At 44.1% G+C, this 23,628-nt stretch carries 20 protein-coding genes; 13 read left to right on the top strand and 7 right to left on the bottom strand.

What is annotated here, in order from left to right; translation table 11 throughout:
• Positions 1-137: 137 nt before the first annotated feature.
• Complete coding sequence (locus PCAR9_RS08645) at positions 138-2,492, bottom strand: YgiQ family radical SAM protein (protein ID WP_179983244.1); 2,355 nt, start codon at positions 2,490-2,492, stop codon at positions 138-140.
• 228 nt (positions 2,493-2,720) lie between these two features.
• Between PCAR9_RS08645 and PCAR9_RS08650 the strand changes: the two genes are divergently transcribed.
• The gene (locus PCAR9_RS08650; protein ID WP_179983245.1) at positions 2,721-3,185 is read left to right on the top strand and encodes an EVE domain-containing protein; all 465 of its coding nucleotides are present in this window, start codon (positions 2,721-2,723) and stop codon (positions 3,183-3,185) included.
• An 85-nt stretch (positions 3,186-3,270) separates the two neighbouring features.
• Here the strand turns inward: PCAR9_RS08650 and PCAR9_RS08655 are convergent, their stop codons facing one another.
• Complete coding sequence (locus PCAR9_RS08655) at positions 3,271-3,681, bottom strand: hypothetical protein (RefSeq protein WP_179983246.1); 411 nt, start codon at positions 3,679-3,681, stop codon at positions 3,271-3,273.
• Positions 3,682-3,848: 167 nt separating this feature from the next.
• Here PCAR9_RS08655 and PCAR9_RS08660 point away from each other — a divergent pair, with 167 nt between their 5' ends.
• The 8 genes from PCAR9_RS08660 to PCAR9_RS08695 all read left to right on the top strand — a co-directional run bounded on the left by PCAR9_RS08660 (position 3,849) and on the right by PCAR9_RS08695 (position 14,552).
• Positions 3,849-6,188: a TonB-dependent receptor gene (locus PCAR9_RS08660; protein WP_179983247.1), complete on the top strand. Its 2,340-nt coding sequence runs from the start codon at positions 3,849-3,851 to the stop codon at positions 6,186-6,188.
• 15 nt (positions 6,189-6,203) lie between these two features.
• Positions 6,204-8,357 carry a dihydrolipoyl dehydrogenase family protein gene (locus PCAR9_RS08665; protein ID WP_179983248.1) on the top strand — a complete coding sequence of 718 codons (2,154 nt, stop codon included), beginning with the start codon at positions 6,204-6,206 and terminating at the stop codon, positions 8,355-8,357.
• Between the two features lie 5 nt (positions 8,358-8,362).
• Entirely contained in the window at positions 8,363-9,250 is an 888-nt protein-coding gene (locus PCAR9_RS08670; protein ID WP_179983249.1) for a DUF547 domain-containing protein, read from the top strand.
• Entirely contained in the window at positions 9,237-10,571 is a 1,335-nt protein-coding gene (locus PCAR9_RS08675) for an ABC transporter substrate-binding protein (RefSeq protein ID WP_420000783.1), read from the top strand. The genes PCAR9_RS08670 and PCAR9_RS08675 overlap by 14 nt, the downstream gene beginning before the upstream one ends.
• Entirely contained in the window at positions 10,571-12,316 is a 1,746-nt protein-coding gene (locus PCAR9_RS08680) for an ABC transporter permease (RefSeq protein ID WP_179983250.1), read from the top strand. Before PCAR9_RS08675 ends, PCAR9_RS08680 begins: the two co-directional genes overlap by 1 nt.
• Entirely contained in the window at positions 12,306-12,944 is a 639-nt protein-coding gene (locus tag PCAR9_RS08685) for an ATP-binding cassette domain-containing protein (RefSeq protein WP_179983251.1), read from the top strand. The genes PCAR9_RS08680 and PCAR9_RS08685 overlap by 11 nt, the downstream gene beginning before the upstream one ends.
• Positions 12,938-13,591: a CDP-alcohol phosphatidyltransferase family protein gene (locus PCAR9_RS08690; RefSeq protein WP_179983252.1), complete on the top strand. Its 654-nt coding sequence runs from the start codon at positions 12,938-12,940 to the stop codon at positions 13,589-13,591. Before PCAR9_RS08685 ends, PCAR9_RS08690 begins: the two co-directional genes overlap by 7 nt.
• Positions 13,592-13,700: 109 nt before the next feature.
• Positions 13,701-14,552 (top strand): sterol desaturase family protein, encoded by an 852-nt coding sequence (locus PCAR9_RS08695; protein WP_179983253.1) that lies wholly within the window; start codon positions 13,701-13,703, stop codon positions 14,550-14,552.
• Between the two features lie 66 nt (positions 14,553-14,618).
• Here the strand turns inward: PCAR9_RS08695 and PCAR9_RS08700 are convergent, their stop codons facing one another.
• The gene (locus tag PCAR9_RS08700) at positions 14,619-15,380 is read right to left on the bottom strand and encodes a DNA/RNA non-specific endonuclease (RefSeq protein ID WP_179983254.1); all 762 of its coding nucleotides are present in this window, start codon (positions 15,378-15,380) and stop codon (positions 14,619-14,621) included.
• Between the two features lie 241 nt (positions 15,381-15,621).
• Positions 15,622-16,197 (bottom strand): exopolysaccharide biosynthesis protein, encoded by a 576-nt coding sequence (locus tag PCAR9_RS08705; protein WP_179983255.1) that lies wholly within the window; start codon positions 16,195-16,197, stop codon positions 15,622-15,624.
• Between the two features lie 166 nt (positions 16,198-16,363).
• On the opposite strand from PCAR9_RS08705, the gene PCAR9_RS08710 reads away from it, so the two are divergent.
• Complete coding sequence (locus PCAR9_RS08710) at positions 16,364-17,854, top strand: sensor domain-containing diguanylate cyclase (protein ID WP_179983256.1); 1,491 nt, start codon at positions 16,364-16,366, stop codon at positions 17,852-17,854.
• Between the two features lie 122 nt (positions 17,855-17,976).
• Here the strand turns inward: PCAR9_RS08710 and PCAR9_RS08715 are convergent, their stop codons facing one another.
• Positions 17,977-19,026, bottom strand: a complete 1,050-nt coding sequence (locus PCAR9_RS08715) for an alcohol dehydrogenase family protein (protein ID WP_179983257.1) — start codon at positions 19,024-19,026, stop codon at positions 17,977-17,979.
• A gap of 63 nt (positions 19,027-19,089) precedes the next feature.
• On the bottom strand, positions 19,090-19,605 hold the full coding sequence (locus tag PCAR9_RS08720) for a TetR/AcrR family transcriptional regulator (protein WP_179983258.1): 516 nt from the start codon (positions 19,603-19,605) through the stop codon (positions 19,090-19,092).
• Positions 19,606-19,930: 325 nt separating this feature from the next.
• Here PCAR9_RS08720 and PCAR9_RS08725 point away from each other — a divergent pair, with 325 nt between their 5' ends.
• Together PCAR9_RS08725 and PCAR9_RS08730 are read left to right on the top strand one after the other, a co-directional pair.
• Entirely contained in the window at positions 19,931-20,605 is a 675-nt protein-coding gene (locus PCAR9_RS08725; RefSeq protein ID WP_179983259.1) for a hypothetical protein, read from the top strand.
• Entirely contained in the window at positions 20,595-21,446 is an 852-nt protein-coding gene (locus tag PCAR9_RS08730; protein ID WP_179983260.1) for a DUF3307 domain-containing protein, read from the top strand. Before PCAR9_RS08725 ends, PCAR9_RS08730 begins: the two co-directional genes overlap by 11 nt.
• A gap of 43 nt (positions 21,447-21,489) precedes the next feature.
• Here PCAR9_RS08730 and PCAR9_RS08735 read toward each other — a convergent pair whose 3' ends face one another.
• Complete coding sequence (locus tag PCAR9_RS08735; protein ID WP_179983261.1) at positions 21,490-22,395, bottom strand: helix-turn-helix domain-containing protein; 906 nt, start codon at positions 22,393-22,395, stop codon at positions 21,490-21,492.
• A 115-nt stretch (positions 22,396-22,510) separates the two neighbouring features.
• On the opposite strand from PCAR9_RS08735, the gene PCAR9_RS08740 reads away from it, so the two are divergent.
• Positions 22,511-23,617, top strand: a complete 1,107-nt coding sequence (locus PCAR9_RS08740) for an alpha/beta hydrolase (RefSeq protein ID WP_232091163.1) — start codon at positions 22,511-22,513, stop codon at positions 23,615-23,617.
• Positions 23,618-23,628 lie beyond the last annotated feature (11 nt).

The raw sequence follows: 23,628 nt of genomic DNA on the forward strand, positions 1-23,628 counted from the left end.
GTAAGCGTATAGCTTGGGTACATAAAGGTTGAATACATAAATAGCTAGCTGAAATACCGCAGTGCTATTGCTAAAAGTCACAAAAAAAGCCCGATGTTGAAAAGCATCGGGCTTTTTTATTTTTAGCGTTTGTTATCTTAACGTTTATTCATGCTTGGCTGTTTTTGAGAGCGGCCACGATTGTTTCCGCCGCCATTATTCGCCTTAGAAGCTTTACCGGAATTTCGATTGGCGGTATTTCCGTTGGCTTGATCTTGCCTATTACCGCTACCTTGCTTATTGCCGTTTGTATTACGACGGCTTTTATTTACAGCGCTACCGTCTCGGCTTTTGCCTTTTCCGTTTTTACCCTGAAACGAGGGTGGAAGCCCAGTATGCTTAGTAAGCGCACGTTCACCGCGACGGCCTTTTTGTACTTTCTGGCGTTTTTCGTCAGCGGTCTCTGGCGGCACAAGGTGCTGAGGACCACGACCAATTAAGTCTTCACGACCCATACGTTTAAGTGCTTCTCGAATTTGCGCAAAGTTTTTCGGGTCGTGATAACGCAACATGGCCTTATGTAGTCTACGGTGAATTTCACCTTTCGCTGACGGTACTTCTTCACTTTCTTTAGTAACTTTACGAAGGGAATTCACTTCGGTGTGGTACATAGTTGTAGCCGTTGCCATTGGCGACGGATAAAAGTTTTGTACCTGATCAAGCTTAAACTTATTTTCTTTTAGCCAAATCGCAAGGCTTAACATGTCTTCGTCGGTGGTACCCGGGTGCGATGCGATAAAATAAGGAATAAGGTACTGCTTTTTACCCGCTTCCTGTGAGTATTTATCAAACAGTTCTTTAAAGCGGTAATAGCTGCCCATACCCGGCTTCATCATTTTTGAAAGCGGGCCCTCTTCTGTGTGTTCTGGTGCTATTTTCAAATAGCCGCCTACGTGGTGAAGGGCTAGCTCTTTCACGTATTCTGGGTCTTCTACCGCTAAGTCATAACGCACGCCTGAAGCAATCAAAATCTTTTTAATTCCAGGCAGTTCGCGAGCACGCCGGTATAAGTCGATGGTGGGCTTATGGTCCGTGTTCATATGTGCACATATGCTTGGGTACACGCAAGAAGGGCGACGACAAGTCGCTTCTGCCTTCGGGCTCTTACAACGAAGGCGATACATGTTCGCCGTCGGACCGCCTAAGTCTGAAATTACGCCGGTAAAACCTGGTACCGTATCGCGTATTTGTTCAATTTCACGAATAATCGAATCTTCAGAGCGACTTTGAATGATACGGCCTTCGTGTTCGGTAATAGAACAGAAGGTACAGCCGCCATAGCATCCGCGCATAATGTTAATGCTAAAGCGGATCATATCGTACGCAGGAATTTTAGCATCGCCATACACAGGGTGAGGCACACGCTGATATGGAAGATCAAATACCGCATCCATCTCTTCTGTTTCAAGAGGCATGGCGGGTGGGTTAATCCAAATGTGTCTGTCGCCGTGACGCTGCATTAGCGCACGGGCGCAACCTGGATTGGTCTCTTGGTGCAAAATACGCGATGTATGCGCGTATAATACCTTGTTGTCTTTTACTGTTTCGTACGCTGGCAGCTTAACGTACACCTTCTCCCAAGGCTTACGCTTTTCTTTCTCTTTTTGCGCAGGCTGAATTACGATAGGCGCAGCCTCTGGCGCTTCACTGCTTTTCGCGTCTTTATCTTGTGAATCGCACTCGGGCTCCATTTGATAGGGGCTTGGAATGGCGTCAATTTTACCGGGTCTATCAAGAGAGGTAGAGTCAACACCTTGCCATTCTGGTAAGGCTTCTTTAACGATGATTGCGGTACCGCGAATGTCGCGTAAATCGGCAATATCTTCACCTGCCGCTAAGCGGTGGGTTACTTCAACAAGGGGGCGCTCGGCGTTACCGAAAAACAGCATGTCGGCTTTAGAGTCGAACAGTACAGAGCGGCGCACTTTTTCGCTCCAGTAATCGTAGTGCGCAATACGACGCAAGCTGGCTTCAATACCGCCCGCAATCACAGGTACACCTTTAAAGGCTTCGCGGCAGCGCTGTGCATATACGGTTACGGCACGGTCAGGACGCTTACCGCCTACATTGCCTGGCGTATAGGCATCGTCGTGACGAAGCTTTTTGTCAGACGTATAGCGGTTGATCATCGAGTCCATGTTTCCGGCTGTTACGCCAAAATACAGGTTGGGCTTACCCAACTTCATAAAGTCGTCTTTACTCTTCCAATCTGGCTGAGAAATAATGCCAACGCGAAAGCCATGGGCTTCCAGAACACGACCAATAACTGCCATACCGAAACTAGGGTGATCGACATACGCATCGCCGGTTACCAAAATAACGTCACAGCTGTCCCAGCCAAGGGCATCCATTTCCTCTTTTGACACAGGAAGAAAAGGCGCAGTACCCAGGCAGTGTGGCCAATATTTAGGGTAAGAAAACAGGCCGCGGTCGGCCTTAATGGTGGCTTGCATAGTAATCACATCTAGAAAAATCAGGGAATTGCTGAGCTCAAAATAGGGATAAGCTCAGATTAAGTGCGTAATTATAGCAGTCTTAGCCAAGCTAAGGTATAGCACTGTCATTAAATAAATGCGCTTTGTATACTGGTGTTAGTTAAAAAGATAATAGCGCACGTAAAGCGTATGTTTATTTATATACGCTTTGGTAGGTGTGCAAACATTAAGAGAATGAATAAAAACATGGCGTATTGGCTATTTAAAACAGAACCTGATGCATTTTCTATCGATGACTTGGCAAACCGTCCTGATCAAACCGAGCCTTGGGATGGCGTTAGAAATTACCAAGCCCGCAACTTTTTACGGGACGGCGTCAAACTAGGCGACAAGATTTTTATTTACCACTCCAGCTGCAAACTAGTCGGTATTGCAGGCGTTGCAGAAGTGGTGAAAGAAGGTTATCCAGACACTACACAGTTTAACCCTGAGTCAAAATACTACGATCCTAAATCCAGCCAAGAAAACCCGCGTTGGTATCGTGTAGATGTAAAGTTTGTAGAGAAGTTTTCCAGCGTACTTCCACTTTCTGTCATTAAAAGTATGGAAGGTATTACTGAACTACCTTTAGTTAAAAAAGGCGGAAGGTTATCAATAATGCCGGTACAAGAGGGCGAATGGCAGCAACTGTATGATGCTGCCAAAGGTTAAAAAGCCCAGTATTAGCGCCATGAGGTGTGCCGTAGCAAGGGCAACTGCTATCACTATCTAGTGCAGTCGCCCCAACAAATGTTGACTACTTGCCTAACGCAAATTTGGTGTCTGCGTCGCGCAATAAGAAAAGTGCGAAGCACGCACCCCACATAGGCCATGCGGCAAAAAACAGCAGGTGATTAAAGGCGTCTAGATATTGCGGGAAAGACGAAAGGGTAGAGCCGCCGTGAAGAATAAAAATAAGGCCGTAGGTGTATTTTTTCGCAAGGCCCGCTAAAAATGCTAGCACCAATGCAAGCTGCAATGCACCCATAATGTACACGGCCATTTCAGGTACGCCGCCTATGCCGTAAAATTTTTCGAAAATCGCCATGCCGTGGGCAGGGTTGACAAACTTATCTAGGGTCCAAACGAACATAACGATAAAAATAGTTACGCGAAGAGAAAGTAACGACCACTCAAGTCGCTTTTGAATATCTGTGTTGTTTTGCATACATGCTCCAAAAGTATAATAGTGCAAGCATACTAGAACGATCGTTCAAAATAAAAATTTCATTTAATTTTGTGTTTTTTAATATTTTTTCGAAAATTAAATGTACTGAAATTTTTTGTGACACGTATCGGTCTAGTCGAATAATAAGTAAAAATACGGAATCGTTAATGAAAAGAATAATCGGCCTAGCCGTTAGCACACTCGCGCTTGCCATCAGTCAGTCGTTAGCTGCCCAGCAAGCATCAGATATTGAAGTAGTAGAAGTAACAGGCAGTCAACAGAGCTTAAACACGCTAAACCCAGGCGACAATACGCTAAAAGGGTTATTTGGTAGCGGTTTAAGTGCAGCAGAAACCCCTCGTGCAGTAACGTCATTGTCGGCAGAAGCGATAGAAGCGCTTAACATTAATGATTTACACGATATCGTAAAGGCAGCCCCTAATGCCTATGCTTCAAGCGGCTTCGGTACTCCCAGCTTGCCAAGTATTCGGGGGCAGTTAGGCGAACTCTTTCAAGACGGCGTGCGTCGTCAGGCTGGTAATAATGGTTTTGGGTTACCATTGTCTTTTAATAGCGTTGAACAAATTGACGTTGTGAAAGGGCCTTCTCCCGTACTGTTTGGTAGTACGCAGCGTAATGGTGGCTTTGTTAACCTTCAAACCAAGGTCGCGCCTACCACAGAAAGCAAGGGTAAAGTTACCCTTCGCGCCGGGCGTTGGGATCAGTATTCAGCCCAAGTAGATTACGGCACAGCAATAGAAGAAGGTAAAAGCGGCATTCGCTTTAGTGCTGAGTACCTAGATCACGGCAGCTTCTATGATTTTGCTGAGCGCGATAGTACAAACCTATTTGTTGCATATCGCTATACACCGAGCGACGCACTCACTTGGGATATCAGCGCTGAATATTACAACACAGACTATCCAGACAATGCGGGTATAAATCGCCCTACGCAAGACCTTATCGACAATGGTATTTATATTACTGGGCAAGGCACTCAGCCTAATGGCAGTTCAGTTCCGGGCGCTGGAGCCATTATTTCACCTACCGGTGAAGTGGTTATTCCCCGCAACCGCGTATTCACTAATCCTGATGACATCAATGGTGCTGAAACCACGGTTATTCGCAGCAGTGTAGAATACAAAATGGCTGATAACATGGCACTTCGCAATATCACCTATTACCAGTATTTAGAGCGCGAAGAGATAGCCCAAAATAGCTTTGTCGAAATTATTGACGGCGCTGACACCTTCGAAAATCGCACCGAGCTAGATTACCAGTGGAACGATAGCCAAATTACTACCGTAGGCTTGGCGCTTCGCTATAACGATGTGCTGGGCTATAGCCAGTTTACTACTGAGGCCGACAATCCGATTGATTTAACTGGGCCTATTTCTAACCGCGTGATCCCTCTTACCGACGCGCAAAAAGCGCGTTTAGTCGAGTTACGTGCGGGTGTATTTGTATCTCCGGGAGCTCAGTATGATTTGGACGGCGATGGAAGCGGCGACTTAAACCTGTCAGACACCACTGATTCCACGTCGTGGCAAACTGGTTTGGCGCTCCAACAACGCTCTACATGGACAGACACGTTTTCAACCATTGCCGGCGTTAGAATAGATTATTACGATGTTGAAGCCCGTGACCCTCTAGCGCCTGAGGGAGTAACGGCCGCGTCTGATACCTATAGCGATACGTTAACTAGCTATCAGTTAAGCGCGGTTTACAAACTCACCGGTGACATCAACTTATATGCTGCGTATTCCGAAAACGATGCTACGTCAAACAGCATGGCGGGTGGCACAGTATTGGGCGGTAATAATGAAATTAACCCGCTTAATTTTGCTACCGAAAATACTCTGTATGAAGCAGGGGTAAAATACGCGCCAAACAGCAAATGGTATGCTGAAGCGGCAGTGTTTGAGCAAACCCGTAGCTTACGCAACCGCGATGGCAGCAATAGCGGCGTGAAAACCAAAGGGTTTGAGTTGCAAATGTTTTATCAGGGCGACGATGTATGGGTCAATGCTGCCTACAGTTATTTAGACGCTCGCTTCGATGACTCTGCAGCGTTTCAAGGCACGGCTCAGGTGATAGATGCGTTTGATAACAGTCGTCCTGATATTGTTGAGGGCACAGGTGTGGGATCGCCATCGTTTGCCGCGTTCCCAGCATCGAACAGCCGAGTGCAAGGTATTCCTCCACAAATAGCATCCGTTAATGCTGGCTGGCAGGTGACTGATAATGTTCAGCTTGGTGCGAGTGCTTTATACACCAAGTCTTTCCCATTAGACTTTTTACAAACCGTGCATATTCGCGACCAGTACACTATAGACTTAAATGCTGATTACCAAGTGAGCGATGATCTTCGTTTACGCTTAGATGTTATTAACGTTACTGATGAAGAAAATTGGCAGCCGCTTTTTGAAGGCGGATATTTTGGCGCGACTCTGGTTATGCCAAACGTGCCTCGTCACGCTCAAGTTACCATGCAATACGCGTTTTAAGCGCTAAGGATTTTTATGTTTAAGAAAATAGCGCTTTTAGGTGTTATTGCCGCCGCTATATTTAGCTTTTTCTATTTTGATTTGAATAGCTATCTAACCCTTCAGGGGATGAAGGACTCACTTGATACATTTCAAGCGCAAATAGAAAAAAAACCTGTATTAAGCATTGGGGTGTTCTTTGCTATTTATGTGGCGGTTACTGCACTGTCGCTACCTGGCGCGGCAATTTTGACCCTTGCTGCAGGTGCACTGTTTGGGCTGGCGCAGGGCTTAGTTATTGTGTCTTTCGCGTCAAGCGTAGGCGCTACGTTAGCTTTTTTAGTCGCGCGCTTCATTCTACGAGATACCGTACGCAACAAGTTCAAAGAAAAGCTTAAAAAGATAGATGAGGGCGTAGAAAAACAAGGCGCGTTTTACTTGTTTACGCTGCGTTTAGTTCCGGTATTTCCGTTCTTTTTAATCAACCTGTTAATGGGGCTGACGTCACTTAAAACCTGGACATTTTACTGGGTAAGCCAAATAGGCATGCTTGCTGGCACCGCTGTTTATGTGAACGCAGGTACGCAACTGGCGCAAATTGACAGCCTGTCAGGCATCGTATCGCCTGGACTTATCTTTTCATTTGTTCTGCTAGGTATATTTCCATGGATAGCTAAAGGCATTGTGGCAATAGTGAATCGCCGTCGCGTATACAAAGGCTATAACAAACCAAAGAAATTTGACCGTAATTTAGTGGTGATCGGCGCCGGTGCAGGTGGGTTGGTTACCAGCTATATCGCCGCCGCTGTAAAAGCAAAGGTGACGCTGGTAGAAGCAGGAGAAATGGGGGGCGACTGCCTTAACTATGGCTGCGTGCCTAGTAAAGCCATTATAAAAACGGCCAAAGTAGCTAACCAAATGCGCCATGCCGATAACTATGGTTTAGAGCCAGTAACACCAGCGATGTCGTTTAAAAAAGTGATGGCCCGTGTTCATGAAGTCATTGCGGCTATCGCGCCCAACGACAGTGTAGAGCGTTACACCAGTTTAGGGGTGGATGTAGTGAAAGGCTATGCAAAGATCATCGACCCCTGGACAGTAGAGATTAAAAAGAATCATGGCGGCACTCAAACACTAACAACAAAGAACATTGTTGTTGCCACGGGGGCAGCGCCTTTTGTTCCTGACCTGCCTGGTATCGAACAAAGCGGTTATGTCACTTCTGACACCTTATGGTCTAAATTTGCAGACCTTGAAGAATCGCCAAAGCGCTTAATTGTGTTGGGTGGTGGGCCTATTGGCTGTGAACTGGCGCAGGCATTTTCTCGCCTTGGCAGTGAGGTTACGCAAGTTGAACGTGCGCCACGTTTAATGGGTAAGGAAGATGCTGACGTAGCTGAATATTCTGAATCTGTACTTCGTGAAAGCGGAGTGAATGTTTTGACATCTCATGACGCACTACGCTTTGAGACGAAAGACGGTGAAAAAGTGTTAGTAGTTGCTAAAGAAGGTGTTGAGTCTACTATCGCCTATGACGAAGTGATTGTGGCTGTTGGTCGAAAAGCGCGCCTTAACGGGTTTGGTCTTGAAGATTTGGGAATTCAGTTCGATAGAACCATAGAAACCGATGAATACTTGCAAACCCTTATGCCAAACATCTTTGCTGCTGGTGATGTGGTAGGGCCCTATCAGTTTACCCACGTAGCCTCGCATCAGGCATGGTATGCGGCGGTTAACGCACTTTTCGGCACATTTAAGAAGTTTAAAGTGGATTATCGCGTTATTCCTTGGACAACCTTTATCGACCCTGAAGTGGCGAGGGTAGGTCTTAGTGAGCGAGATGCTGCAGAACAAGATATTGACGTTGAAGTAACGCGATACGAATTTGCAGAGTTAGATCGTGCTGTTGCGGAAAGTGCCAGAAAAGGGTTTATTAAAGTACTTACGCCGCCAGGTAAAGACAAAATATTGGGCGTTACTATAGTCTCGGAGCACGCAGGAGACTTACTGGCTGAGTTTGTTATAGCGATGAAGCACGACCTAGGGTTAAACAAAATACTAGGTACTATTCACGCCTACCCAACCTGGGCTGAAGGCGCAAAGTACGCAGCAGGGAACTGGAAGCGCGCTAATGCTCCTGAAAAACTTTTAAGCTACGTTGAGAAATTCCACACATGGCGCAGAGGGTGATAGAGATGAAAACTACTCTAACGACTTTTATATGTAAAATCGCCCGTTTATCACGTAATAGTGCAGTAGCACGTGGTATTGCAGCAGGCAGCCTAGCGCTGTTTGCTGCAAGCGTAAGTTTCTATGCTAGTGCTGAAGAGGGCTTACATAGCACATTTGATAATTTATTAGGTAAATACGTCACGCCAATTTCTAACGGCGCAAGTACACAGGTAAATTACGACGGCTTTAAAAAAGAGCGGAATACGCTTAACGAGTATTTAGCGCGCTTATCTAAGGTTGAGCAAAGTACATTCGACTCATGGGGTAAAGATAAACAGCTCGCTTTTCTGATTAATGCTTACAACGCCTATACCATTGAGCTTATTTTAACTGAGTACCCAGCTATTGACTCTATCCGAGATTTAGGAAGTTTCTTTTCTTCGCCTTGGAAAAAAGAGATAGCCCCGCTGCTTGGTGAAACTCGCACATTGGATGAAATTGAACACGAACTTATTCGCGGTACAAACCAAACCACAAAAAGCTATAACGAGCCTCGCATTCATTTTGCGGTGAATTGCGCGAGCGTAGGCTGCCCAGCGCTTCGTGAAGAAGCATACACGGCAGACAAACTAGATTCGCAGTTAGAGGCACAAACTAAGCGGTTTTTGGCTGACACCTCTCGCAACAAAATGAGCGATAATACACTCTATTTATCAAAAATATTTGATTGGTACAGTGAGGATTTTGAAGGTAAAAACGGCGAGTGGCGTGATACGTCGACGCTCAATGAGTTTATCTTGCTGTATAAAGACGCAATGCAATTAACTGAAGCGCAAGTGACTGCGTTAAAAAATGGCACTGCGGATATCGAATATCTAAACTATGACTGGGCGCTTAATGCGGCACAGTAGCGCTAACATTAACGCTAACGCTAGCACTCTGAATGCTTCCCAAATGAATTCAGAGTGGCAAGCTGCGGGACAGTTAAGTACAAATAGACTCTTTTTTACTCCCATGCAGGTACTCTTTTTTACCTGTATGGTCATTTTTTCGGTATTTGTTGTAGCCCAGCCTGCGTTGGGCCAAGCTAGCGATGAAGCAGCCAGCGAAAAACCGCCTCTTGTTCGATTTCATGCCTGGGGGGGGAGCGCCCAGGTCAATAGCTACCTTCAGTGGGTAGCCGAGCAAGTTAAAACACGTTTTAACATAGAACTTCAACATGTGAAGCTGGCCGACACCAGTGATGCGGTTTCTCGGGTACTTGCTGAAAAGGCGGCGGGAAACCACAAAAACGGGAGTGTTGACCTTATATGGATAAACGGCGAAAACTTCGCTGCGATGAAAAAGCACGACCTGCTAAGTACTTCGTGGGTAGGAGAACTTGACAACTTTAGCCTAACCAACCCAGATCAAAACCCCGCTGTAACAACAGATTTTGGTGAGCCTACTTTAGGAATGGAGGCGCCTTGGGGCAAAGCCTCTATGGTTTTTTACTACCGTAGCGTACACTTAAATACGCTAGGGCTTATGGCGCCGAAAACCATAGAAGAGCTTCTACGATTTAGCCAAAAATCCCCAGGTAGATTTACCTACCCAGTACCGAGCGATTATTTAGGTATTAGTTTTATTAAGTATGCAGCGCTTGCACTTAATAAAGATAAGGTAAGCCTTTTCTATCAGCCAGCAAATGATAAATCGCTCAATGCGGTTTTACCTAGTTTGTGGACGTATCTTGATGCGCTGCATCCTACCATGTGGCAACAGGGTAAGCACATGTTACGTCAAGCCTCCCAATTACAACGATTGGTGGGGACAGGTGAGCTTTCAATGGCCTTCTCTTTTACCGCTTCAGAAATTCCTTCGGCGGTAACTCGTTTCGATTTACCTGACGATGTTCGTACCTATGTTATGCAAGACGGCAGCCTGGCGAATGTCCATTTTGTAGGCCTTACTTATAACTCAAAAAACAAAGCGGCGGCCAAAACGGTGGTTAACTTCCTGATCTCTCCACAGGCACAAGCTAAAAAGCAGAAGGTAGAAGTGTGGGGTGACGACACGGTGCTTGATATTGAAAGCCTTTCAGCGCCAGACCAAGCACTGTTTGTTGAAAGTAATACTCACCCATCAACGTTAGATAAATCGCAAGCAACGATCCTGCTGGCCGAGCCTCATTCAAGCTGGACCGATGCGCTGCGAGAGGCATGGTACGAACGTTATGGAGCGCGCTACTAATGTTCGCTCAATTTACGCAAGTTGCACGCTGGTGCTTATTACTTTTGCTGTGCATTCCTGTTTTGGCTGGGTTGGTTGGCGTAGCGTTTCCGGCTTTAGGCTATTTTCCTGCCATAGGCGCAAACAGCTTTTCACTAGACGTTTTTAGAACGCTATTTGCGCTTGATGATATTTGGCAGATGGTGTGGCTTTCAATTTTTACTGGGGTGGGGTCTACATTACTGGCGATGGCTGGTGCGTTTTTATTATTAGCTTCGTTTTATCAATCGAATTGGCTTAACAAAATTCAAGGTTTATTAAGTCCGTTTCTTGTTTTTCCTCACGCTGCTGCAGCCATTGCTTTGCTATTTGTATTCAGCCCGTCAGGCATATTTGCTCGAATAACCGCGCTAGGAACAAATACGGTTATTCCCGGTAGCGGCGAGGCGCTTTTTCCATACGACTCTGGGGGGCTAAGCATACTACTGGCATTAAGTTTAAAAGAACTGCCGTTCATTCTTTTAATGGCGTTAAGCGTGATGTCGCAGCCATTAGTGAAAAGTAAACTTTCTGGCTATATCAAAGTGGGCACGGCGCTTGGCTATTCCCCCGTGGCAACCTTTTTTAAGCTTGTAATGCCCACTGTCTTCACACAAATCAGATTCCCTATATTAGCAGTCTTAGTCTTTGCCACCTCTAACGTGGAAATTCCGCTTATATTAGGAGGGAATAACCCCAGCACTTTGGCCGTAGCCATTATGCATTGGTTTAATCATATCGATTTATCTATGCGCCTATTGGCAAGCAGTGCAGCCGTGCTTCAGGTTGCCGTTAGTGGGTTGGCGTTAATGCTGTTATTAGGTGTCGAGCGTATAGTGATATATGCGGGAAGAAAAAGGCTTGCAAAAGGGAACAGGCGCTTTTTTGATCGCCTTGTGCAATGCGCCGCTTATAGCATTGTAGCGCTATACATTGCGATGATTGGCGCGGTGGTTTATTCGGTACTTATGTACTCAATCGCTAAGCAGTGGTACTACCCTAATTTATTGCCAGAAGGTGCCACACTATTGCATTGGCGAACAGCACTTGAAACGCTTGCAACGCCACTCTCTAACAGTTTAATACTGGGCATATTGGTAAGCACCTCAGCATTGGGGTTAGTACTATTCACACTAGAAAGTGAGCTGCTTAAACCTGCAGGTATAAATGCTAACAGGGCGTTTTCTATCTCGTTGTTTTTACCGCTATTGGTCCCTGGTGTGGCTTTTTTATATGGACTGGTTTGGTTCCAGCAGCTCGTGCTGCAAGACGCTGTTTGGTTTCATACCTACATCGCCCATATGGTTTATGTCGTGCCCTACGTGTTTTTGTCTATGGCGGTAGCCTATCGCAAATTCGATATACGATACGCAATGGTTGCACAAAGCCTAGGCAAAACGCCCTGGCAAGTGTTCTACCATATTAAATTACCATCCCTGTTTTCAGCCATTATGGTGGCGTGGGCGTTGGGGCTTGCTATAAGCTTTAGCCAGTACCTGCCTACGTTATTGGCCTCAGGAGGCACCATTGCCACTATCACAACAGAAGCCGTGGCATCAGTGTCGGGAAGCAGTACGCGCTTAACGGCGGTATTCGTTATTATCCAAGCGATTATGCCATTAGTTGGCTTTGTGATGGCGTGGTATTTACCTGCTGCGTTAGTAAAACCAAGTAACAAGTTACGTACATCAGAGAAAAAGAGTAGAGCAGTATTACATGGCGCTTAGTTTAGAAAATCTAGTGGTTTCTCATGCACAAAACACACTATTAAAAGTGAATGTATGTGTGAAAGTCGGAGAGATTTTAACGGTAATGGGCCCAAGTGGAGCCGGAAAGTCTACTTTGCTGCAGGCAATTATCGGCCAACTTCATGGGCCGTTTAGTTTTAGCGGTATCATTAAAATTAACGGCGTTGTAGTAAACGATAAAGCGGCTCATTTACGTAAAGTAGGCATTATGTTTCAAGACGCCTTGTTGTTTGAGCACATGACGGTTGCGGAAAATATTGCCTTTGCCATGCCTAAAGACAGTCACACAAATCGAAAGGCTAAAATGGAGGCTATCGAAGAAATGCTTAGCGCTGTCGACTTGGCAGGCATAGGGGAGCGCGCAGTCACTTCATTATCAGGCGGGCAGCAATCCCGTGTTTCTCTACTAAGAACGCTCGCTTCACAACCTGACGTCGTATTGTTAGACGAGCCATTTAGTAAGCTAGATTTTGCCCTTCGTGAGCAAATTCGAAGCTGGACATTTAAGCAGCTTAAAGCGCGAAATATTCCCGCAGTACTTGTAACACACGATAAAGAGGACGCCTTTGCTGCTGGCGGTCAAATAATAGAGTTATCATCATGCTAGACGCGAAAATCACCCCTTTTATTAAACCGCTATTAAAACCTTTGATCACAGCACTGAATGCAAGAGGCATCACTCCGAATCAAGTTACGGTGGCAGGCTTTGTTTTAGGTATTCTTGCCGTCCCCTTTATTATTTTTAACTGGTGGGGAATGGCACTTAGCTGCATTATACTTAACAGAGTATTTGACGGTATTGACGGTGAGTTAGCACGCTATCAACAAAGTAGCAGCAGTGCAGGTGGGTTTCTTGATATATGCCTAGACTTTTTGTTTTATGCATCTATTCCCTTGGCATTTGGTATTGCAGATCCCAACAATTGGGGAATGCCAGCAATGGTGCTACTTGCCACGTTTATCGGTACGGGCAGTAGCTTTTTGGCTTTTGCCATTGTAGCTGAAAAATTTAAAATCGACCGACCACAGTTCGCAAATAAGAGTTTTTATTACATGCAGGGGTTAACCGAGGGCACAGAAACAATCTTAGTGTTTCTTGGTTTTTGCATTTGGCCCGAGCATTTCGCGGCACTTGCTTATATTTTTTCCGCTGCTTGCGCGGTAACGGTTGTCACTCGAATTGCGGGTGGGTTCAGCACCTTAAATAAAGTAGAAGTAGAACAAAGACAATGTTCGACAAATGATGAGATTTAGGGCGTTACAACTGATAAGGGGTAAGGCTAAAAACTGCGCCTTCTCTGTGCACAAAGCGTAATTAGTCGTTAAGAAATAAACATGAAATTGAATCGAAAAGAGAGCTGTAGTGGATAATGCGTCTATTATTCGACTAAGTGTATTTCTTGGTATCTTTGCCTTTATGGCGATACTGGAAGCCTTGTTCCCAGCGCGTAATGCCGTGTTAAATAGAAAAACACGCTGGGTAGGTAACCTTTCCATGGTGGTGTTAGGGGCACTAGTATCTAGAGTTTTACTTCCAGCAACATTAGTTGGCGTATCGATATGGGCTCAGCAAGAGGGCGTTGGGCTGTTTAACCTGGTAACAGCTAAAACAGACAGCACTTTGCAGTCCACTGCTCAAATGAATAATGCCCAATACGGCAACGCTCTATTTGTCGGTATAGTGGTTTTAAGCGTACTGCTGCTGGATATGCTTATTTACTGGCAGCATCGATTGTTTCACACGGTGCCTTTTTTATGGCGTTTCCACAAAATGCATCACGCCGACAGTCATGTCGATACCACTACAGGCCTTAGGTTTCACCCTGTTGAAATTGCTATTAGTCTAGGCGTTAAAGCTTTGGCAGTAGCGATACTAGGCATACCAGCCACTGCTATTGTTATTTTTGAAGTGGCACTTAACGGGTTTGCGCTGTTCAACCACGCAAACATTCGAATACCGCAAAGGTGGGATGACAGAATTGGATGGGTGCTTATTACCCAACGCTTGCACCGTATACACCATAGCCAAGCTAAAACAGAATCAAATTCTAACTATGGTTTCAGCGTATCTTGGTGGGACAGGCTTTTTAAAAGCTTTACCCCTAGAGCGAAGCAAAGCGATGAAACACTTTCCATAGGCCAACAGGATGTACCTGCGATAAAAGAGAACGCTTCAATTCGCGCCTTGCTATTGCAGCCTTTTAAAAGCAACTAGTTAGCAAAGGAAAAGGCTGCCTATTAGCGTGTCAGAATAACGCGTTCTGTCAGCTATACATAGAGCTTAGCCACAGCCAAGTCGCATCGCTAGCCTGCCAAGTTTGCCTTCAATGGTTTGCTCACTTTCATCGGGTAATACTGGCATAATATCTAACCCGGTTCTTGCCTCTACTTCATCAATGGTGACTTGTGTTGTGCAGTAATCATCACGGCGAGAGGCGTTTTGCTGCATGATAAACGCAGATGCTTCCACTAAACCGTTAACTTCACTTACGACCACTTTAAAGTAACCGCTAGGGATACTATGAAGCTCATCGGCACCGGGTAAGGCTGCGAAAAATGTTTCGTAAAGTGGGCCTGAAACCACATACACATCTTGCCCTGTTCTTACTAAACTACGTACAGCATTTTCTAATTTAACCCATGGTCCTTGGTTTAAATCAGAGTCTTGGGGTGTAATGTTTGAAAGATAGTTGAGTTCCCGCCAGTCTGGTGAGTTGCTAAAAGAGGCGAGGGGAACCTGATGCCCTCTATCTGTACCTATCTCTCGCCACGCTCCTTTATAATCGTTAGGCTCAAGCGTGCTTTCATCTTGAAGTTCGGGATCTGCCTTCCAGTTTCTGCTTCGCGAAGGGCCGTCGATGGTGTCGGGCGTTACGTGATACGCCACCCAATTGGCAAATTTGGTCTGCGGATTGTTGTTTAAGGTGTAAATAGAGCGAGTAATAGTTTGCCCGCCTAAGCCAATAGGGCAGCTAAATACACAGTTTTCAGCAAAAGTAGCAAACGAAAATAACGCAAGAGATACTGCTAACATTCTCTTCATATAGTTTTATAGCCTATTTCTTCGTAGGTAATGACTTGTCACAAAATACCTGTACCAAAGTACAGGCTTTTAAACGAAGAATAGTACGTAAATATCAAACTAAAAAAAAGAATGGCAGTAAAAAAAGTGTGTAAGGAGTACGGCTTTCGTTCCTTAAACGACAGTATTTGTGTTTGGAGCGTTAGCTTTTGAGAAAAGCTGGAAAAGCGAGCAAAGGATAGCAAAAAACAGTTAGGGCGAATTAAATTACGCCAAGCGCTTTCATCACCAAATACCCAGTACCTAGCTGCATTAAAATGCCAATAGACAAAAACACACCATCGCGGTTAGTCATACCTAAAGCAGTAATACAAAGGGCGAAAGCAGGAAGGGCTACGGCAAAAGGAAGTGCTTCTAACGGGATCATACAAAGTGCCGCAAGCGCACAATATCCAGCGATAATATTCTTTACCGGTGTATCTGATAAAAATGTGAGACGGGGTTTAAGTAGCTTTTCGAACTTTTTAGCGTAGGGCTTAGCTGTGTCTATGGCGCTTTCTAGTTTATTTGAACTCACTTCTTTTCGTTTAAGTGCCTTTGGTAGCCAAGGGCTTTTCTTACCTAAAGCTGCCTGAATACAAATAAAAAACAACGTCAAACCACATAAGGTAGGTACGCCTGGTATCGCTCCGGTAGGAAGTAGAGCAATAAGAGCGGGTACTAAGAGAAGCGGACCAAATCCTCGGTCTTCAAAGCGATCGACAATTTCACCTAGTGACGTCTTTTCGCTTTCCTTATCATACATTTCATCTAAAAGTTCTACGATAGAGTCGCTCATAATTAACGTTAGATCCTGTTGGGTAGCACTCGTCAGTTGGTACGGATAATTCTTAAATAAGTTTAATAATCAAATTGAAAGAAATTTGACCTTAATAGGTGCTCCATAGCTTTACTGTTGTTGAAGTACTGCTACTTTTAAAGAGAGCACCCTACCGAGAAAAACGTTGAATAAAAAAGAAGTTATATCCATTTTTCGCCAAATGCCATCCAGCATATTGTTTAAATGTGCTGGTAGCCCAGATATTTATGCGAGTGAATATTTCGAAAAATGTTTTGGAATAATTGACTTAGAAACATCAGAAAGGAGTTTATTTACGTTCTTTGACCAGAGTTCGAAAGAAGAAGTAGCAGTAGGAGATGACCCTTTCTCTCTTATCGAATCTGGCTTGGAGGTCAACGGTTACTTTCGACTTCAAACAAGTTCTAGAACCATGAATTGTTTCGTTGATGGAAATGTTGTTACTACCACTACCGATGATTGGATTGTTCTTTATATAAAAACTGATATCACAGGGCTGTTAGACCTTAGCCAAAAAGAATCTAAAATTAATCAGCACATTACGTTCAATCAGCTGCTTACTAACTTCTCTTCAAAATTAATCAATGCCAACGTTAATGAGCTAGATAGTATTATTGATCAGGCGCTAGCCGCATTTGGTGCGTTTTGCGATGTAGATAGGTGTTACTTATTTGAATTTAACGATGACGGCGTATTGATGTCAAATACCCATGAATGGGTGGCTGCGGGAGTTATTCCCTACATAAATAAGCTACAAAACATTCCAATTGATACGATGCCTTTTTTTATGAGCCATATCACTAACGGGCTGTTTAAGGTCGATGACGTTTCAGCGCTCCCAGAATCAGCGTCTTTGGAAAAGAAGAGTTTTGAAGAACAACGAATTTTCTCGCTTCTTTGTGTTCGCATTATGGTCGACGGCACAATGTATGGCTTTATCGGGTGCGATATCATTGGCGCGCCTTACTCATGGAAAGCGTTCGATATTGAATACTTACGTCGTATAGGTGAAATGCTTGGCAATACGCTTCAAAACTTGCATAACCGAAAAGCGTTACAAAAAATGCAGATAGAGCTGCTTGACGCGAATAAGCAGTTAGAGCGCTTAGCAAATATCGACGGACTTACGGGGCTTGCGAATAGGCGCTTATTTGATGCAACGATAAAATCCGATATGGAACGTTCTAAACAGAATGATATTCCCATTAGTTTATTGTTAATTGATGTGGATTATTTTAAACAATATAACGACTACTACGGGCACGTAGCTGGCGACAACGTACTTAAGAGTGTGGCTGAAACGCTTTCTAATAGTTGTTTGGGTAACGACGACTTAGTAGCAAGATACGGTGGGGAAGAGTTCGCTATTATCCTGCCAAACACCGATAGTGATGCCTTAGAGTGTATCGCCGCTAGAATTCTACGCAATGTATCACAGCTGTCGATAGCTCATGAAAAATCAAAAATTAAAGGCATCCTTACGGTCAGTATTGGTATGGCTTGTTTTAATAGTCGTCAATCAACAAAACACAATAGTGTAGAAAAAGAACACTATAATGCCACCTCATTTATCGAAGACGTAGATTCTGCGCTTTATCGCGCCAAAAACTCAGGTAGGAATTGCGCAACGTTTTAATTGCAACGTTGCGCATACATTAAAGTCTGGAGGCTTTAAATAAAGCTAACTAAACTTATGAAGCTTGGTACTTTAACCCAAGATAATCTAACCCAAGATAATCTAACCAAAATTACGTTAACCTATGATACTTGCAATACTAACTTACCAACGTGGTTTTTCTTTTCAAAGTCTATTTGTGCCTGCTTAATATCTGTTAAGGGGTAGGTGTTAGATACCAGAGGTTTAATGTTACCCTTTTCGATGTGGTTAACTAAGTTTTCAAACACGCCTTCATTCAATATGGTACAGCCTAGTAAGGTTAGATCTTTTAAGTACAGGGTTCGCACATCTAAATTAACGTTAGGGCCAGCTATTGCGCCAGACGTAGCGTAGCGTCCAAAAGGTTTTAAAATTTCAAGTAATTCGGGCCAGCGGGGTCCAGCTACAAGGTCAACGACAACATCAAACGGTGCTTTTTTAGCATACTTAGCCCAATCATCATCACGTAAAATGGTTTCATCAGCGCCTAAATCCTGCAATGTTGCTTTCTTTTCTTCACTGGTTACTGCCACCACGTAAGCGCCGCGGGCTTTTGCAAGTTGAACTGCTGCAGAGCCAACACCACCCGATGCACCTGTAATGAAAACACGCTCGTTAGCTTGAACATTAGCGCGGTACAAAAGATTCTCGGCTGTCGAATATGAACAAGGAAAAGATGCGAGTTCAACGTCAGACATAGCTGTATTTACGGCGTGTGCGTGACGGGCGGCCACTTTGGTATATTGAGCGAAACCACCGTTACACTCCGAACCATAGTACCAAGGAGATTCAAGCTCTTTGCTATCGGCTTCAATCAGGCACGGCTCTATGATTACTCTTTCACCAATACGATTTGGATCTACACTTTTTCCTACAGCAACAATATAACCACAAACATCAGCCCCTTGAATTAGAGGTAAATTTAAAGCGTTACCTCCCCAACTGGCGTCTTCTGCATCATTGTCACCTTTTGAATACCAGCCTTTACGTGTATTCAGGTCCGTATTGTTAACACCCGCTGCGCGCACTTCTATAAGCACATCATTGTCTGTTAGCGCGGGCATGGGAATATTGTCATTAAAGGTAAGTGCATCGAGGTCGCCGTGCTTTGTTAACTGTACGCCATACATTTTGCTGGGTAAGGTTCTCATAATGTCCACCTAGGATGTAAATTGAAATAAGTAAATGTTAAGAATGAAGCCAATAAAAAGGTGCTAATCAAGCAGTGTATTTAACGTAGATTGCGCTGCAGTGAGCGCTTTATCCCCAAGAGTAGGCCATGCTGATGACATACCTTCATGCAGCAAAAACACGCTATTGGATAGAACTTCGTCTTGTAGCTTTTCATTTAGCCACGACCAAACCGCTTGCTTATGTTCATTAACGGCCGCTTCAATTTGCTGGTTGTCAGGGTAACTCGCCAACGCTTGAAGCGACATACAGCCTCGCGGGGCAAAGCTACTAAGCCATAGCGCTAAACGTTCAAATATGTGGTGAAGTGCCTCTTTTCGAGAAGAAGGGCAGTGTTCCTCTAAAAATGAAATATAGCGGCTGTGCCTATAGTTAAGCGCACCAATAATCATATCTTCTTTTGACGGGAAGTACTTGTATAGGGTTTTAAGCGTTGTACCTGTGTAGTCTTTTAGTTTTGCCACATTAGGTTCTGCGAAACCATAGAGTGCAAAGGCCTTTTCTAATTTTGAGGCTAGTTCAATTTGTTTGGGCGTCATTACCTTTACCTCTTTTAAAAAATTATCTAATGATTCTGTAAGCGGCCCTAGCAGTTGCTTGGGTATAGCGCTTGATTCCATACATGACTATGTAGAATAATCATTCTACCCTCATGGTAGAATGATTGTTCTACATAGTCAATGTGCGCGTTTAAACTACATAAACGTTTACGCTAACGTTGCAGATATTAGTCACATCCTTGTTTGTGATTATTTTTAATCACATTTTAAAGTGTGATTGTTTTTGAATTTGATGGATAGGCGTGTCATAGTGATAACAAGTCAAAGCGTTTCTTGTAATGAAAAAAGATCACGGCGGCGCAAAGTGAACACGAACAAAAACAACGCAATAAATAATAAACTGAAGAGCTATGCTGGCGTGCTGACCGGCGATATCACAGACTCCCAGTCTTATACAGACGAAGACTTCAGAGATATCCTCACTGCACTAAAACAGCACTTATCGAATTACGCTAAGCAGTATGACGGCCATTTTGACATTTATCGCGGCGACGCATTTCAGCTGGCGGTGAACCAACCTCAGTACAGTATGCACATTGCATTAGGTTTACGTTTAGCGCTAAAAGCACGCATGCCAAGCGTTGATGTAAGAATAAGCGTAGCAGTGGGTGAAGCACATTTTCGTCCTAAAGAAGTGAAAACAGGCACGGGGGAAGCCTTTGTTTTATCAGGGCGCGGACTTGATTCGATTAAACCCAATTACCTTGCTTTTTCCAGCAGCAATACCGAGCTAGAAAACAAAACTCAGTTACTTACACGCTTTGCGGATACTCATGCAAGCGGCTTAACACAAACCCAATCAGAAACCTTACTGACCTACCTTGAAGCCTCGGACAAAAGTCATGACAATATAGCGGCATTACTTAATAAAAATAGAAGTAATGTGAGTCGAATTCTTAACGCGAGTAATTACAAGCTTGTTGCTGAATACCTTGAATATATGAAGCACGCCATAACTGGAGCGTTAAATGATAGCTGAAACATCAAAAGGCGCTATCGTTAACGCCGTTCCTGACTTTGCACAGCCTGAACTATTGGTGGGGTTACTACTTGCACACTTGCTTGCCGACTTTTATTTTCAACCCTATTCTTGGGTAAAGCAAAGAAACGAGCGACACGCGCTAGCGTTACCTTTGTATTTACATGCACTACTACATGGTGCACTTGCCTTTATCGCATTAGTGCTTTTATCCGGCAACGGCAGCATGGCTACAATAGGCATCGCAACGCTTATAATAGCGGTTTCTCATTTTAAAATTGACGTGATTAAGTCTTATTGCTCCCAAAATACTACCGCGTTTGTCATCGATCAGCTTGCACACGTGGCTGTGATCTTGGGCGTGTTTTTATATGACACAAACCAATGGCACAGCGCACTAGCGTTACTAAAGCTACTAGGTGCACAACATTTAGCGGTGCTTCTTGCCTATTTAGCCGTGCTTAAGCCCAGCTCAATTATTATAAAGCAACTACTGTCCCCTTGGAGCAGTGAAGTTTTAACTAACAAACCCCCATCAGCCCATCCTAATGATCCGCCTACGATAACCACTGAAGCACAACAAACCTTGTCGCTGGCAGGTCAACGAATTGGCTATTTAGAACGTGTACTCATGTTAACTTTTGTATTGTTAAATCAGTTTTCCGCTATAGGGTTTCTTATTGCAGCTAAATCTATTTTCCGTTTCGGTGATTTAACTAAGCACCAGGATAGAAAACTTACCGAGTATGTACTTTTGGGCACCTTCACCAGTGTGGCGATGACGTTTGCCATTGGCTTGGCATGCGCAGCGGCATTAGGACAGTTACCCATAAAGTCTTAGCAAGGGCTTTATTGAGTAGGTTGTGCCCAAAGGTAACTTTATTCTAGGTGCTGTATTGTTTAATGAATTGGCTTGGGGTAATGCCTTCGTGATTTTTGAAAACACGACTGAAGTGAGATTGATCATTGAATCCCAGTAATAACGCGATGTCGCTCATGGAATGAGTATTCGCGAGTAAGTATTTTTTACTTTGCTCAACACGGTATTGGGTAATAAATTGGTAAGGTGTTTCCCCAACACTCTTTTTAAACTCTCTTAAAAAGTGGAACTTGCTGCAAAAAACAAGCTCGGCCAGCGCATCTACATTAATGGTACTGCCGATATTTTCTTTAATGTATTGCTCAATCTTATCTATCTGTGACTTGCCTATTTTGACACTCTTTGCTGAGGAATCTTGAAGGTCGCGGTAATTTGAATAATTTTGGATATAATGAGCAGAAAGTGCAGACAATAAGTTACTTAAATAGGCTTTCCCATTACGACCCTTTGCTTGTGTCTCTAATAACAGAAGCTCAATTAGCCCCTTTATGGTCTCGTCTTCCACGTTGTAGTTGTTCAGAAACTGCAGTTGTTCGTGTTCTACCTTAAACGGACATGCGTCTAAAAATACACGTTCTTCAACCGCTAAAATAACAAAATAACAAGGCTCGGATATATCGTGTGTAAACGGCGTTTTAGGTGGATTTATCCAAATGTTTCCCGGACTGGTTTTTAAAGAAACCATACTTCCATTCGCTTCTATGTTCCAATTCAGATCGCTTTCAAGGGCGAGTGCGAAATAGAAATAAGGGGTATACACATTTTGAGGGTAAAAGTGAGGCGACTTTCCTTTCTCTAAAATGATGCCTTTCCAATCGAGACCGTCGTTTGAAAACGCAATATCTAGTACGTCTTTGCACGATGAAGGTTGATGTGTCGCATGATCAAAAAAGGCTAAACGTGACTTCAAGCTTTATGTTTCCTTTAGCAATAACCTACAAATAATTAGCATTAATGTGCAATAACTAAGGCGCACTATTTCATATCCTGTGCTCATTGATTACCCACTTAAAGAGCACAGCCAAATGCTTAAAACTACCATAACAGTAATTGCACAGTCACTTTTGATATCGCCACTGATCATACTACAACCGGGCGTATCACACGCTCAACAACCATCGCAAACAGACGCGTTAAACCAAGCCCGAGCAAGCATTGAACAACTAAACGCTGATCAGGCGCAGTTAAGCAGTGAGATCAAAAATAGTCATCGTCAATACAACCAGCAAGGATTTCAAATGGAAAATATCACGTTAAACACAGAAGTGGGCAACTTGGCTGCAAATTTATACCTTCCAAAAGGTATTGCTAATCCACCAGTGGTCGTTGTTACGGGTGCATGGACATCTGTAAAAGAGCAAATGCCAGCCGTTTATGCAACAGCACTAGCAGAGAGAGGCTACGCTGCTGTTACATTTGATTTTAGAGGTTGGGGAGCGTCAAGAGATACCGATGACAACCAAACCGCGTATCTTGAAGATCCTGTTCGTAAAACGCAAGATATACAGGCTGTTATCAAAGCGCTGCCAAATGTCGAGCAGGTCGACAGCAGCCGTATTGCTGGCTTGGCCATTTGTGCCTCAGCGGGCTATATGCTTGATGCTGCGGTTCAAAAACCTCAATTTAGCCAAAATACACGGTTAGGCGCGGTGGCAGTAGTGGCCCCTTGGTTACATGATGAAGCAATGGCAACAGCAATATATGGCGGTGAAGAAAGTCGCAATCAATTACTTGCGTTAGCAGCGGCAGAGAAAGACAAATCCGAGCCATTAGTTATTGAAGCGGCAAGTTTAACCAATGAAAATGCTTTGATGTACAACGCACCTTATTACACTGAGCAATCACGAGGTTTGTTGCCTGCCTACGACAACAAATTCAACGTCACGTCATGGAGCGGTTGGCTTAATTACAATGCGCAGTTAAGTGCATCAAAACAGACTATACCGGTTTTAATGGCTGCATCAGAAGCGATGGCGCTGCCACAAGGTGCACATCAGTATTTGGAAAACGCGACTGATTCGGTAAATGCAATTTGGCTAGATAATATCAATCAATTTGACTTCTACGACCAACCCGAAGCTGTTGAAAAAGCCGTTAACGCCGTAGTTTCTCACTTCGACAGCGCATTTTAAAGCGAGTGTTT

The sequence above is a fragment of the Alteromonas macleodii genome (genome assembly GCF_903772925.1).
Classification (GTDB): Bacteria; Pseudomonadota; Gammaproteobacteria; order Enterobacterales; family Alteromonadaceae; genus Alteromonas; species Alteromonas macleodii_A.

Coding starts and splice junctions, on each gene's coding strand:
- PCAR9_RS08700 (WP_179983254.1), bottom strand. CDS start 15,380: ATGAAGAGAATGTTAGCAGTATCTCTTGCGTTATTTTCGTTTGCTACT.
- PCAR9_RS08690 (WP_179983252.1), top strand. CDS start 12,938: ATGCTAGACGCGAAAATCACCCCTTTTATTAAACCGCTATTAAAACCT.
- PCAR9_RS08665 (WP_179983248.1), top strand. CDS start 6,204: ATGTTTAAGAAAATAGCGCTTTTAGGTGTTATTGCCGCCGCTATATTT.
- PCAR9_RS08720 (WP_179983258.1), bottom strand. CDS start 19,605: ATGACGCCCAAACAAATTGAACTAGCCTCAAAATTAGAAAAGGCCTTT.
- PCAR9_RS08740 (WP_232091163.1), top strand. CDS start 22,511: ATGCTTAAAACTACCATAACAGTAATTGCACAGTCACTTTTGATATCG.
- PCAR9_RS08645 (WP_179983244.1), bottom strand. CDS start 2,492: ATGCAAGCCACCATTAAGGCCGACCGCGGCCTGTTTTCTTACCCTAAA.
- PCAR9_RS08730 (WP_179983260.1), top strand. CDS start 20,595: ATGATAGCTGAAACATCAAAAGGCGCTATCGTTAACGCCGTTCCTGAC.
- PCAR9_RS08680 (WP_179983250.1), top strand. CDS start 10,571: ATGTTCGCTCAATTTACGCAAGTTGCACGCTGGTGCTTATTACTTTTG.
- PCAR9_RS08650 (WP_179983245.1), top strand. CDS start 2,721: ATGGCGTATTGGCTATTTAAAACAGAACCTGATGCATTTTCTATCGAT.
- PCAR9_RS08705 (WP_179983255.1), bottom strand. CDS start 16,197: ATGAGCGACTCTATCGTAGAACTTTTAGATGAAATGTATGATAAGGAA.
- PCAR9_RS08715 (WP_179983257.1), bottom strand. CDS start 19,026: ATGAGAACCTTACCCAGCAAAATGTATGGCGTACAGTTAACAAAGCAC.
- PCAR9_RS08675 (WP_420000783.1), top strand. CDS start 9,237: ATGCGGCACAGTAGCGCTAACATTAACGCTAACGCTAGCACTCTGAAT.
- PCAR9_RS08670 (WP_179983249.1), top strand. CDS start 8,363: ATGAAAACTACTCTAACGACTTTTATATGTAAAATCGCCCGTTTATCA.
- PCAR9_RS08685 (WP_179983251.1), top strand. CDS start 12,306: ATGGCGCTTAGTTTAGAAAATCTAGTGGTTTCTCATGCACAAAACACA.
- PCAR9_RS08660 (WP_179983247.1), top strand. CDS start 3,849: ATGAAAAGAATAATCGGCCTAGCCGTTAGCACACTCGCGCTTGCCATC.
- PCAR9_RS08655 (WP_179983246.1), bottom strand. CDS start 3,681: ATGCAAAACAACACAGATATTCAAAAGCGACTTGAGTGGTCGTTACTT.